General features: G+C 39.6%; 10 protein-coding genes. 2 read left to right on the forward strand and 8 right to left on the reverse strand.

What is annotated here, in order from left to right:
• Positions 1–3 precede the first annotated feature (3 nt).
• The 7 genes from C502_RS0100085 to C502_RS0100115 all read right to left on the reverse strand — a co-directional run bounded on the left by C502_RS0100085 (position 4) and on the right by C502_RS0100115 (position 9338).
• Positions 4–2361 carry a DUF5682 family protein gene (locus C502_RS0100085; RefSeq protein ID WP_018676818.1) on the reverse strand — a complete coding sequence of 786 codons (2358 nt, stop codon included), beginning with the start codon at positions 2359–2361 and terminating at the stop codon, positions 4–6.
• Between the two features lie 76 nt (positions 2362–2437).
• The gene (locus tag C502_RS0100090) at positions 2438–3520 is read right to left on the reverse strand and encodes an ATP-binding protein (RefSeq protein ID WP_018676819.1); all 1083 of its coding nucleotides are present in this window, start codon (positions 3518–3520) and stop codon (positions 2438–2440) included.
• A gap of 32 nt (positions 3521–3552) precedes the next feature.
• Positions 3553–5196 carry a hypothetical protein gene (locus C502_RS0100095; RefSeq protein ID WP_018676820.1) on the reverse strand — a complete coding sequence of 548 codons (1644 nt, stop codon included), beginning with the start codon at positions 5194–5196 and terminating at the stop codon, positions 3553–3555.
• Positions 5187–6518 (reverse strand): SWIM zinc finger family protein, encoded by a 1332-nt coding sequence (locus C502_RS0100100; RefSeq protein WP_018676821.1) that lies wholly within the window; start codon positions 6516–6518, stop codon positions 5187–5189. The genes C502_RS0100095 and C502_RS0100100 overlap by 10 nt, the downstream gene beginning before the upstream one ends.
• A 186-nt stretch (positions 6519–6704) precedes the next feature.
• Positions 6705–7358: an adenylate kinase gene (gene adk / locus C502_RS0100105; RefSeq protein ID WP_018676822.1), complete on the reverse strand. Its 654-nt coding sequence runs from the start codon at positions 7356–7358 to the stop codon at positions 6705–6707.
• A gap of 83 nt (positions 7359–7441) precedes the next feature.
• Entirely contained in the window at positions 7442–8755 is a 1314-nt protein-coding gene (locus C502_RS0100110; protein WP_018676823.1) for a membrane protein, read from the reverse strand.
• 61 nt (positions 8756–8816) lie between these two features.
• Entirely contained in the window at positions 8817–9338 is a 522-nt protein-coding gene (locus tag C502_RS0100115; protein ID WP_018676824.1) for a hypothetical protein, read from the reverse strand.
• A gap of 242 nt (positions 9339–9580) precedes the next feature.
• On the opposite strand from C502_RS0100115, the gene mrdA reads away from it, so the two are divergent.
• Complete coding sequence (gene mrdA, locus C502_RS0100120) at positions 9581–11581, forward strand: penicillin-binding protein 2 (RefSeq protein WP_023274707.1); 2001 nt, start codon at positions 9581–9583, stop codon at positions 11579–11581.
• Positions 11581–12129, forward strand: coding sequence for a 16S rRNA (guanine(966)-N(2))-methyltransferase RsmD (gene rsmD / locus C502_RS0100125; protein ID WP_018676826.1), 549 nt, complete (start codon positions 11581–11583; stop codon positions 12127–12129). Before mrdA ends, rsmD begins: the two co-directional genes overlap by 1 nt.
• On the opposite strand, the gene C502_RS0100130 is transcribed toward rsmD, so the two are convergent.
• Positions 12126–12530 carry a hypothetical protein gene (locus tag C502_RS0100130; protein WP_018676827.1) on the reverse strand — a complete coding sequence of 135 codons (405 nt, stop codon included), beginning with the start codon at positions 12528–12530 and terminating at the stop codon, positions 12126–12128. The genes rsmD and C502_RS0100130 overlap by 4 nt on opposite strands.
• Between the last annotated feature and the right edge of the window lie 42 nt (positions 12531–12572).

Genomic DNA, 12572 nt, shown 5'->3' on the forward strand with positions numbered 1-12572 from the left:
CACTTAAACCTCGACAGCAACAGGCTGTAAATACGCGAAAATTTCATCTAACACAGTTTGAGCACGTGCAATATCTAAAGTACCGACCTCTTGTTTGACTGCAGTCGATTTTTGCGTCACTTTCTGAATTAATTGCTGTGCTTCAGCAGGGCTAAAACTTGAAGCTGTTCTGGCCAAAATTGGCAATAACTCAATGAATTGCTGCTCTTGTAATTGATTGACCCATTGACTCACTGTGCCCCAAAGGCTTTGCTCATGAATCAATAACAAAGCTTGATGAGTCAAGAAACCTTCAAACCAAGCTGCACTGTAGTCCGCCGTCTGCCCGATCGACAAAGCTCGAGACAGAAATCCCTGTGTTTGCTCCACATCAATCAACTGCTGTTCTCGTGCTAAACGCACACAACAACCATGCAAATAACCTTGCATCTGTTCTAATTGCAATAACTGTTGCAAGGTCTCTTGCCAGAGCTGTAGCAATGCATCTTTTTGTAATTGTTCTAAAAGTTCATATAAATTTTGTAGTTGTTGGGCAAACTGCTGAGCCATTTCGGCATTCAGTTGTACACAATAACTTGGCAAACTCAACATCAAACGAATCGCTAAATGTTCTACCACTTGATGTAAATGTTGCATTGAAAATTGGCGCACACTGCCATAACGAATTGCCGTAATCAGTGGCTTTAAAGTTGCCAAAATAATACTAGGGTCTTGATGCTGAGTGGTGAGTTCATTCAGTTTATCTAAAGCCAAATTTAAGCTTTGATCCAAACCAGACAATAAAATATTTTCAATCAGTTGTGCAATTTGCGCCACATCCTCACATTGTCGAATCTGATTTTCTAAATAACTTTGTGTAGCAAGCTGAATGCTATTGCCCCACAACGACATTTCATTCAGATATAAACTACTCTCAGGCTGCCAAGACAACTGCCATGTTTCTTTAAAATTACCTTGCTTCGAGCCTGTACCTGCCAATTCAGCCCAAGCAAGACCGAGTAATTTAACGCAATGTAAAAATTGACTTTTTGCCAAGTCGAATGCTTCACGTAAATCCAGACTGATGTCACGATGAGGTGCTTCGAGCTTCAGACGGAAATGCTTCACTTGCTGCAAGAAATCTTTTTGAATGGGCAACTCAACCAATTCATCAGGTACTTGCCCCAATTGCTCGTCTTCAAGCAATTTGGCTAAAATCGGTTGTGGAATATCTAAGCCGTGATTCAAGACCGAGCGAATCACCTCAAATAAATCTTCCAAATCAGGAATACGTCGTCCACGTAATTGCAATAAAGATTGAATCAGTTGTACCGCATCAATAATCTGAGCACTAGAAGCATCATGACCTGCTTGGCGTAAGGCATGGGCAAATTTGCTTAACCAATCAATGCTAATTTTCTCGCCATCAACATTTTCGTCTAAAGCTTGTTGATAATGCTTCCAAAGATGGGTATACCATCCCACCGCTTGTACACCTGCACCATAGCCACTGTCTCGGCTCAATCGTCCATGTGTCCACGCAATCCATGCAGCATCCACTTTCATTTTAGGCAAGCCTTTCAGCAAAACAGTATCCGCTTTATTCTGTGCTTTTAAATCCGCCAATACAGGTGCATGCCATGCTCCACAAATCACCACAATATTTTGATAGCCCTGCTTTTCTGCCTGCTTGATCACTTTGCGCATATAGGCTTCGCGATACTGCTCCAGCAATTGATCTTCGCTGCTATAGTTTTCAGGCTGTTGGCTCAGCAGATAATCACGTAAAGCTGCAATCGCATCAGTAATCGCGGCAAACATTTGCCCAGCATGTGGTTGCTGTTCAACCAAATGTTCCCAAAAACGCTCACTGTCTTGATAGCCTGCCTGTTCTGCCAACAGTTGAATTGGATCTCGGCGAATCGAAAGATAATACTGTTCCATATTCTGCTCGACTTCATCAGCCACTTGCAGCTCTGGCTCAATCTCAGCATCGTCTGCGAATGTTTGTTCATCTGCTGAAGCTTGCTGTAAACGTTGTTCTGCCCATTGTTTTTCCAGTGCAAAACGATGTTGCAAAGGCAGATCCATAAACTCTACTGCAACTTGCTGACGCAACGCATATTGTAAGGCTTGCCACTCAGGCGAAAATTCAGCAAAGGGATAAAACACCGCTTGTGAACGCACTTCTTTTTGTACAGGCGTATTCAACAATAATGCAACAGGTGGTTTAAAATCAGCATGTTGCAATTGAGCAATGATTGGATTGGCATCAGGTGGCCCTTCAATCAAAATACAATCAGGTTGAATCGAAGCCAAAGCATTACATACACTACGTGCCGAACCAGGCCCATGATGACGAATACCGAGAATATGCAGCATTTTTCTATCCTTTATTCCGATCACATCTTCTCCTTGTCAAGGAGAAGATTGGGATGAGGTCATTTATTATTTAGTTTTATTCTAAGTCACGACAAGCACGATACAGGTCTTGCCAACCCTCACGTTGTTTAATTACAGTTTCAACATATTCCTTCCAAGGCACAATATCTTGAACAGGATCTTTTAATACTGCACCTTGTAGACCTGCTGCTAGTTCATGATCCGTAACATTGCCCGAACCAAAATGCCCTGCCATCACCCAACCATGACTCATCACTGAAATGGCTTCAGCCGTGGATAAAGTTCCTGTAGTGGTTTTGAGTTTTTGCTTGCCATCCAAGGTTTGCCCATGACGCAACTCTCTAAAAATCGTCACCAGTTTTTGAATTTGAGCATCCAAAGGCTGAATCTCAGGCAGTTGTAAACTTTTACCTAATGAATGAACACGTTTTTGTACGATTTCCACTTCTTCTGCGATGGTGGCAGGCGGCGGTAAAATCACCGTATTAAAACGACGCTTGAGAGCAGAAGAGAGTTCATTCACCCCTTTATCACGATTATTCGCGGTGGCAATCACACTAAAACCTTGTACGGCTTGATACTCAATTCCCAACTCAGGAACAGGCAAATTTTTCTCAGAAAGTAAGGTAATCAAGGTATCTTGGACATCGGCAGGAATACGAGTCAGTTCCTCCACACGCGCGATCTTACCTTCTTGCATCGCACGTAACATCGGACTTTTCACCAAAGCATCTTCACTTGGGCCTTTGGATAAAAGTTGTGCATAATTCCAACTATAACGTAAGGTATCTTCGCTCGTACCTGCCGTACCTTGGATCAATAAAGCACTATTACCTGAAATCGCAGCAGCCAAATGTTCAGATACCCATGATTTTGCTGTCCCTGGCACCCCTAATAATAATAAGGCACGATCAGTCGCCAACGTTGCGACTGCAATTTCCATCAAACGGCGATTACCAATATATTTTGGTGAAATCACTGTGCCATCAGCTAAAGTTGTTCCTAGTAAATAATCCACCACTGCTTTTGGTGAAAGCTGCCATTGAGGAGGTTTAGCTAAACGATCATGTGCTTTTAATGCATCTAATTCATGAGAAAACTGTTGTTCTGCACGCGCACGTAAAACTTGTTGAGACATGTTGATTATCCTAATTTATGATTTCTTGATCATTAAGCAATAAGTTTTTGTTTGTACTGATTAAATTGAATGAGCTGTTTCCATTCAGAAATAGAAAAAAGAGCTTGTAAACTACTGATGTCGATTGGATAGGCTTGCAAAATCAGCCATTGCGCCCGCTCTTTTAATAATGCAAATTTCTTCTGATCCTGCTGCAAATCTAAGTTCGCATATGCATGTTGTAATAAAACGACTGCCATTTCTGAGATATTTTGAACATCATGCAGCGCCTTAGCACGCTGAAACAACAACCAGAAATGTTCTAAATCTTGATTTTGGTAATGGGACTCAAGTTGCTTTAATAACAATCCAGTTGCTGGTTCTTGGTCTAGTAAAGTAAAGACTAACTCACGTTCAAACATGTTCCCACTTGATGCCGTTACAGCTTCACACCATTTGACTTGATGTTGGTAAAACCATAAAGCTAAATCATGTCGTTGCTCTCGATAACAACACACAATAAACGCATTCCAAAGTGAATCTTTTTGCTGTGAATGCAATAAGAATAAATGTTCCCAAGCACCAAATAATTCTAACCAATACGCAAGTGGCAATTGGATTAAAATTCTTTTGAGATAAAGCACGCCCTGCGAACTTGCACAAAATGCCTGATAAGCTTGCTCGACTTGAGCACTTTGGTAAGCTGTTTTTAAACTTTTACGACTTTCAACCAAATTAGCTTCTCGATCAAAAAAGCCATAATCATTGAGTGCATCATCTTGATCTAAGTTAATGTCGAACTTAACTTTTTTAGCTTGAGCATCGTAGCTCAAACATGCACGCACTAACGCCATAACTTCATTATAAAGCGCATTATCTTGATAATATAAATAGAAAGCTAATGCAGCATTACTACTTACTGTCGCTGCATTCTGTGGTTCTAATGTTTTTACATGCTGGTATAAAGCTTCAAATTGAGTCACTGGCATATTATATGTCACAAGACTTTCAGCATGACTTTGCAAATGATTTCTCTGAATCGATTGTGACCAAAACTCTGCTATATATTGATGAATAAAGTTCGGCAATTGACCGCATAATTGGCTCATCAAGAATGACCATTCGCTACTTTTTAATTTCAGTAATTGGCGGATCAATGGTGCTGCGTCTTGTTGCTTCACATATTTCCATACCCTTTTTGCATCATCCAAACGCGTTGTCACATCGCCCTGAAATGCAAACTCAGGTAAGACTGATGCCAACAACACGGGGTTCCGACACAGTGGTAAAACTTTTAACACCAAATAACGAGGAATCACTTGCTGCTGCAGTTGAGCAAGTTTGAAAATTTGATTGACCCAATCCTGATACAAAAATGGTGACTCTTGTGCAACAACCCATTTCAAAATTTGAACAAGCTCATAATCCAATGGCTTTTCATTGTATACCTGAGCGGTATTAGTCATGTTTTTTTGGATCGTTTCAGGTACACCTTGTGCTTGTGCTTGATAACCTGCTTGTTGCATGAGCACCCAATATTGATTCAAAACCAATAAGTCTTGGGCTGAATCAATCTGTTGAGGCGCATAAACTTGCAATTCATTAGGAACTTTTACAGTCTGTTTAAATTGCTGTCCTAGCGTCAGTTTGAGTAGTAATTGCTGGTTAAACTCACTGTATGATGTGCTTAAAGACATTCAAAGTGCCCTCCTTGCCAAATACTCACCAGTTTTAGTTGCAATCCATTCCATTCAACGCCTGCACTAAATGGCTCAGCCCCCACTAAAAACCATAGCTCAACAAATTGTTTAATTTCAATTTCACACATCTTTTGATCCTGATCGACCAAATAAATTACTTTGTCATGTTTGACTAAATGCAATTGCTCTAGCCAGAAAAAGCGTACTAACTGCAAAGGATATTGTTTCAAGCCATTCGCATATTGAGTAAATGCTTGATCAAACTTTTTAAAGCCTTTTGGCGCAACCAGCGTTAGGCTCAAATCATTGAATGACATTAAATTATCTTCCAAACGAAGACGTTGTTGGCTTACCACTGGATAAAGTTTGGCATTTAAAGCCAGTTGTTTTTGGAAAGGCAACGTTAAGCCAAAGTTTGAATAAGGCGGAATTTCAAAATCTAATAGCAAATAGTCACGTAAATTTTGACTATCCCATAGCCATTGACGGCGATAACGTCCACGAGTATTGACCAATTCCTGTGTTACTTGTCCCAGTGCATACACATTTAAAGACTGTACTGCAATTTGATCCCACGCATCCGTGGGTAAATTCACACCAAAAAGCTGTTTTACTTCTTCACAGAGTTCTGGCTGAAGCTGCTGACGGTTTTGCCATAAATGAACGGCTATTTGTAATTTAGCTAACCAAAATGAACTCTGCATTTGCCAATTGCTTTGATACAGCGCACTCGAGAACTCATCTAAATAACTGACTAAACCTGCAACTTGAGCATCGACCAAACGGCTCTGAATATCGCGGAACTTTTCATGTTGTTGCTGACGCAATCTCCCAAGTCCCATCGTGACAACATCATTCAACCATGTTTGTAATGCCTCAATACCTGAATCCATTTTTTTCTCACGTGCTAATTGGCGTTTTGCACGTGCTTCTTCATCAATCGGCTTATCAATCTTGTTTTCTTTTTTCTCAAGTATTTTGGTTTTTTTATCCCGCCATTTTTGTACTCGATCAGGTATGCTCTGTTCATCTGATTGCACAATAAATTTATCTTGATACTCAGTATAGACAAACAATAATGCTAAGGCATGTTTACAAGGTCGTTTAAAACTTGGACAGCTACATTCACATTTAAGCTCAGGTAAAAAAATTGCACTTTGATAAATCGCACTGCCCTGAATCTCTCCCCAAATCCACTGATCAGTCGAACCTGAGATATTGTTCCATGCTTCAAATTTTGCGAGCTGCTTGGCTGATTTTGCCGAACTTGCATCTGGAATAATCTGCTCGACTTGATCAGATTGAATCGTCAGCAACATAGTTAACCCTTTAAAATAATTCTAAGTTTCAGTATTTTTAAATTTTACGCTTGAATGAACTATAATGTTTTTCAGTCAACTTTTATATCATCTAATTAGATAGGACGACATCTTATGTCGTAGGAAATTATTGGCATAAAAAAACTGCCTTATGTTCACATAAGGCAGTTTTATCAAGAATCTAAATTATTTATCTAAAATTGCAAATAATTCTTTTTGAACTTCATCGATTGCACGTAGACCATTCAATTTATCATAAGTTGGTGCATTTTCGCCTAACGCTGCACGACCTTGATAGAAACCGACTAATTGCTCAGTCTCGCTATGATATGAATCTAAACGTTTACGAATCGTTTCTTCTTGGTCATCTGGACGTTGTACCAAATCTTCACCTGTTTCATCATCCTTGCCTTCCACTTTAGGTGGATTATAAACAAGGTGGTAAACACGACCAGAAGCTGGGTGCTGACGACGACCTGAAAGACGTTGCACGATCTCTTCATCCGGAACTTCGATTTCAATGACGTGATCAATTGAAATACCCGCTGTTTCCAAAGCTTCAGCTTGTGGAATCGTACGTGGAAAACCGTCAAAAATACAACCGTTTACACAGTCTGGTTGAGCAATACGCTCTTTAACCAAACCAATAATGAGTTCGTCTGATACTAAACCACCAGACTCCATAACACTTTTCGCTTTAAGACCTAGTTCAGTTCCTTCACGAATTGCAGCACGGAGCATATCACCGGTTGAAATTTGTGGGATATTGTAGCGCTTACAGATCAACTGAGCTTGAGTACCTTTACCTGCCCCAGGTGGTCCGAGTAAAATAATGCGCATAAAAGAACATCCTCATTTAAAAACAATAAATCTTAAATTGAGCAATATAATACAGACTTATTGCTCAACCAACATCAAATTAATTATAAGAAAGCAACAAATAAGTGGATTAAACCTGCAAAAAAACCAGTTACACCACCCAATACAATTAAAATCCACTCATCTTCTTGGAATGCAGGTCGCAATAGATTCTGAAACTCTTTCGGTGTCAGTTCACGGATGCGGTCTCTAAACATTTGAAAGATCTTCTGCGCACGACTTGCATTCAGAGCTGGATCACACACTGGACCCATAGTAATTTCAATTGAGCGATCAATCAAGTCAGTCTTGAGTCTAGCATATTCTCTTGGACCTAATGAAAGCTGCAATGATGTTCTAACCAATGGAGTTTCCATGATTTCATTAATATGGCGCTTGACAATACGACGAGTTTTGTCTTTTTTACTGCCATACATCATTTCAGTCATGATGGATTTTAGAGTAATCAAATCTTCCGTTACCACGCTCGCAAAGACATCCGAAACTTCCTCTTGGCGTTTCATGAATGCACCTTGAACGTTATATGTACCAAGCTTTAGTACAGGAACAATCCAAGGAAACTTACGATCTTTGGTCAAACGAAAAATCTGCGGATAACGAATATAATGCGGTTCAATCGGATTAAATACCATCCAAATTGCGATCCAGTTGGTCAAAAAGCCCCAGATCGCAGCCCAAAAAGGAACTGTCCAATGCCACGGTACAACGAACCAAACGATCATTTGGAAAATACCAAAGAACATTCCAATTAATGCACTGATATGCCAAATAAAATTAATTTCTTTTTGACCGACTTTCTGGAACATGCGCACCATCAAACGGCGATCATTTTCCATTTGGCTCACCACCATTTCACGCATGTCAACAAGTGACTCTACGTTCATGGTCAGCTCAGTCACAAGTTCCCTTAATGTATTTGGCAGTTGTTTATGCGCTTGGGCATAAATACGACGCTTAATCGAGTAGGGTAAATTTTCCCACAACACCGCATTTCGATCGACCATGACTTCATCAATCAGATGTTCAAGTTCAAATCCAACTTGTTCACCAATGATCATTGCCATATCTTCAGGATCCATCGCCTGTAAGAATTCACGCAATGAACCTAATTTTGATAATGTATTATCTGTAATAATGCCAGAAATACGTCCTGCTTTACGTGGCACAATCCCTTGCCAACCAACGGGTAATGGTCCTAAATGGAATCCCCAAAAGTTAATTGGGTAAAACACCATTTTTAATGCCATCCATACGTGAGCCCATGTTACTAGGGCAGTCACTGGAATAATACTTAGGACTGCCAGATGGTCAGGTCGATTTAAGAAAATTTGCCACAATTCATTGACGTAATCAAACATGCATGACTCTCAGAATTATTGATACATTATGGCTTATAAAAGATGAAACTTGATGCCTCGTTTATAAACCAAAACTTAACGTGTAAGAAATCTGAAAAACAGGTTCTACTTTTTTGACAGTATTCCCGCTTGCATCTTCTATTTTATCACGTACCCCTGCGCCAACACTGAATGTACTAATGCGTTCACTATTTAGCCAAACAAAAGCTAGATCAGCACCGACACCCAAATTGCCTTTTTGTTTTCCACCATAATTTTTACTATCTAAATGACCTGCATATACGCCTAGATAGTAACCATTTTTATCTGTGCCAGTGAGATAATATGGATAACGAAATCCAACTTGCCCCCCTAGCTCATTGTCATCATTTAAAAATGCACCTACTTTTGCATAGGCAATCCCATACGGATTAACCCATTCAAGATTACCGTGTAGTAATTTTTTAGTAAAACCAGCACCGATGTTCCATGCCGCTACATCTTTTGCCCCTTTTAATTTTGCTTCAGGCATATATGGATTTTCTTCAGCATGAACAAATCCATTCGATGCTAATACCGCTATTAAAAGATAAAGTTTTTTCATTATTTTCTCCATTTTCCCTAAGAGTGTATATTGGACAATCCTATTTCAAACAGTTTGAGACTTTAACAGAATTATTTTGCTTCTAATATACAAGTCCCTACAATTTTAATGTCTGCAAAGTCAAAAACTGTCGCATCATCATTGATATGATCTGTTGAAAATTCTACAGTATGAATATGCAACTTACGCTAAAATAAGTTGCTTCTGCATTTTCTCTCTCTTGTAATTTAAGTCGACCCCCTATGAAACAGCACTTTCCTTTAAAAAACATGCAACAAGAAAAGCGCATTTATAAGGGTCGAATCTTTTTTGCTATTTTTATCGTCATAACTTTTCTACTTTTATTGATTTGTCGCTATGCCTATTTACAAATTGTGCATTATGATGATTTTACGACTGCATCTGATAAAAACCGAATTCGACTACAACCGCTTCCTCCTGCTCGTGGCTATATCTATGATCGTAATGGCATACTCTTAGCAGACAACTATCCTGTCTTCACAGCAACCCTAAGCCGTACCGACGTAAGTGATATTGATGGAACAATTGCACGTTTAGTTCCAGTCTTAAGCTTAACTCAAGAGGATGTAGATCGATTTAAAAGTCGGGTAAAAACCGCTCGAAAAACTGAGCGTCTTGCAATTAAATTAAACTTGACTGAAGCAGAAATTGCGAAGTTTAGTGAAGTTAAATATGCTTTTCCTGGCGTTAAAATTGAAACGCAAATGACTCGCTACTACCCACATGGTGAACTATTTGCTCATGTAATTGGTTATGTAGGACGAATCAACGATAAAGAACTTAAATCAATTGATAAAGATTTATACGCAGGTACTAACCTAATTGGTAAAATTGGTGCAGAAAAGAGCTACGAAGATTTATTACATGGCACACCGGGTTATGAATCTGTTGAAGCAGATGCTCATGGCAATGTGCTTCGAAATTTGGGCCGACAAGCACCTATTCGAGGAAATGATTTATTTTTATCAATTGATTATGGGTTACAAACGATTGCAGCACAACAGTTAGCAGACCGTCGCGGTGCAATTGTAGCAATGGATCCACGGACTGGAGAAATCTTAGCTTTAGTTTCCAGTCCAAGTTTTAACCCTAACCTATTCGTTACCGGAATTAGTTCGAAAGATTATAGCGGTTTAAGAGATGATTTGGATCAACCTTTATATAACCGTGCTGTTCAGGGGGCTTACCCTCCCGGCTCGACCATTAAACCAATGTTCGGTCTCGGCGGAATTCACTATGGTTTAGTCGATTGGGGAACTGCTATTTCAGATCCTGGTTACTTTTCACTGCCAGGAGACAGTCATCGTTTCCGTGACCATAAAAAAACTGGTCATGGTGCTGTTAACTTACACAAAGCTCAAGTTGTTTCGTGTGATACTTATTTTTATATCCTGTCTTATCGCATGGGTATTGAAAAAATGAATGATTGGATGCGCCAATTTGGCTTTGGTGAAAAAACTGGAGTTGATTTACCAAGTGAAAGTACGGGCTTATATCCAAGTCCAGAATGGAAAATGCGTACCCGAAAATCGAAATGGTTAAAGGGCGAAACAATTTCTGTCAGTATCGGTCAAGGTGCATTCACAGCAACGCCCCTACAACTTGCTATGGCAACAGCCATTACAGCAAATAAAGGCTCACATGTTACCCCGCATGTATTGCGAGATAACAAAGGTGCAAAAAAATATTCTATTCATAATGCACCAGATGGAAAAATCCAATTTAATGGAACTGAACAAGATTGGCTCAATATGCATGCCGCTATGATTGATGTGATCCAAACAGGAACAGGTCGCGGAATTAAAGGTGGTTTACAATATTCTATTGCGGGTAAAACAGGTACAGCTCAAGTCAAAAGTATTGCTCAAGGCAAACGTTATAATGAGGCTTCACTTTCATCTCGACAGTGGGATCATGGCTTGTTTGTTGGTTTTGCTCCAGCAGATAAACCAGAAATTGCGATCGCAGTGGTCTGGGAAAATGGTAAGCATGGTGGTTCAGCTGCCCAACTTGCTCGCCCAATTTTTGATTATTGGTTAGTAACTCGTAAAAATAATCCTCTTCGCCCAGCCAATCATCAAGTGAGTGGTGGCTTAATGACTGCTGGTATTAAACCAGGTGAATTACCAAGTAGTGGTGGTTCTCCAGCATCTGCTCCAGTGACCTCTAATCAGACCACAACCCCTGCTGCTTCTCATGCAACTGATGGAGTTTCTGAATAATGAAAAATCAATTACGTATTATCGGTGGTGAATGGAAGCGCAGAACACTTCCATTTGCCAGTATTGATGGTTTACGCCCAACCCCAGACCGCGTAAGAGAAACATTATTTAATTGGCTCATGTGGGATATTCAAAATACACAGGTTTTAGACCTGTGTAGTGGTTCTGGCGCATTAGCTTTTGAAGCGTTATCACGTGGTGCTGCCAAGGTTGTGATGATCGAACCAAACCCAATTCAAGCACGTTTTTTAAAAGAAAATATCCAACTCCTAAAAGCCGAAAATTGTCAGCTATTCACGCTCACTGCACAGCAAGCATTAAAGAAACTAAATACTTCTTTTGACATGGTCTTTTTAGACCCACCCTATGACTTAGACTTATGGCAAGAGCTTGCTACATTAGCGGATCCATTTATTGTTGAAAATGCATTTATCTATGTAGAAGCTGATCGAGAACTGACTCACTTACAACTTCCATCGACATGGCAAAAGCTCAAAGAAACCAAAGCAGGGATTGTCAGAGCTGGTTTGTATCAAAAAAAGCATTAAAAAATGCGTAACCAGAATAAACGGATTAACTGTCCACGATCAAACGGAAAACTTGAGAGATATTCATAACCAATTCGATTATTCTGATTCAATTGATACACGATGCCATATCCAAGTGAAATCGAAAAATCATCTAAAGAAAGATTGCTTGTATCTCCCGTTAACATCTTATGGCTAAACTGATGCGTTTGATAAGCAGTATAATTGTAAACTCGCCACTGCTCATCTTGAAAAAATAGATTATGCAAAACTGAATAATCCGTTTTTATTTGCGGGTATGCTTCATCAAACATTTCTTCAGTATCTTCGTCCATTACCGCAAAAAAATTGTAGCTTTCTGCATTAACCACGAATGAAATACCTAAAAGTACACAAAACAGAAAATATTGCATCATTTGCATAAAATTTTATTGATCACTCACTTATTTAGCATAACGCCCAAA

The organism is Acinetobacter tjernbergiae DSM 14971 = CIP 107465, from assembly GCF_000374425.1.
In the GTDB taxonomy this organism is placed as follows: domain Bacteria; phylum Pseudomonadota; class Gammaproteobacteria; order Pseudomonadales; family Moraxellaceae; genus Acinetobacter; species Acinetobacter tjernbergiae.

What these genes read in the sequence shown, in the direction of transcription:
- C502_RS0100085 (WP_018676818.1), bottom strand. Translation starts at nt 2,361, where the DNA reads ATGCTGCATATTCTCGGTATTCGTCATCATGGGCCTGGTTCGGCACGT.
- C502_RS0100090 (WP_018676819.1), bottom strand. Translation starts at nt 3,520, where the DNA reads ATGTCTCAACAAGTTTTACGTGCGCGTGCAGAACAACAGTTTTCTCAT.
- C502_RS0100095 (WP_018676820.1), bottom strand. Translation starts at nt 5,196, where the DNA reads ATGTCTTTAAGCACATCATACAGTGAGTTTAACCAGCAATTACTACTC.
- C502_RS0100100 (WP_018676821.1), bottom strand. Translation starts at nt 6,518, where the DNA reads ATGTTGCTGACGATTCAATCTGATCAAGTCGAGCAGATTATTCCAGAT.
- adk (WP_018676822.1), bottom strand. Translation starts at nt 7,358, where the DNA reads ATGCGCATTATTTTACTCGGACCACCTGGGGCAGGTAAAGGTACTCAA.
- C502_RS0100110 (WP_018676823.1), bottom strand. Translation starts at nt 8,755, where the DNA reads ATGTTTGATTACGTCAATGAATTGTGGCAAATTTTCTTAAATCGACCT.
- C502_RS0100115 (WP_018676824.1), bottom strand. Translation starts at nt 9,338, where the DNA reads ATGAAAAAACTTTATCTTTTAATAGCGGTATTAGCATCGAATGGATTT.
- mrdA (WP_023274707.1), top strand. Translation starts at nt 9,581, where the DNA reads ATGAAACAGCACTTTCCTTTAAAAAACATGCAACAAGAAAAGCGCATT.
- rsmD (WP_018676826.1), top strand. Translation starts at nt 11,581, where the DNA reads ATGAAAAATCAATTACGTATTATCGGTGGTGAATGGAAGCGCAGAACA.
- C502_RS0100130 (WP_018676827.1), bottom strand. Translation starts at nt 12,530, where the DNA reads ATGCAAATGATGCAATATTTTCTGTTTTGTGTACTTTTAGGTATTTCA.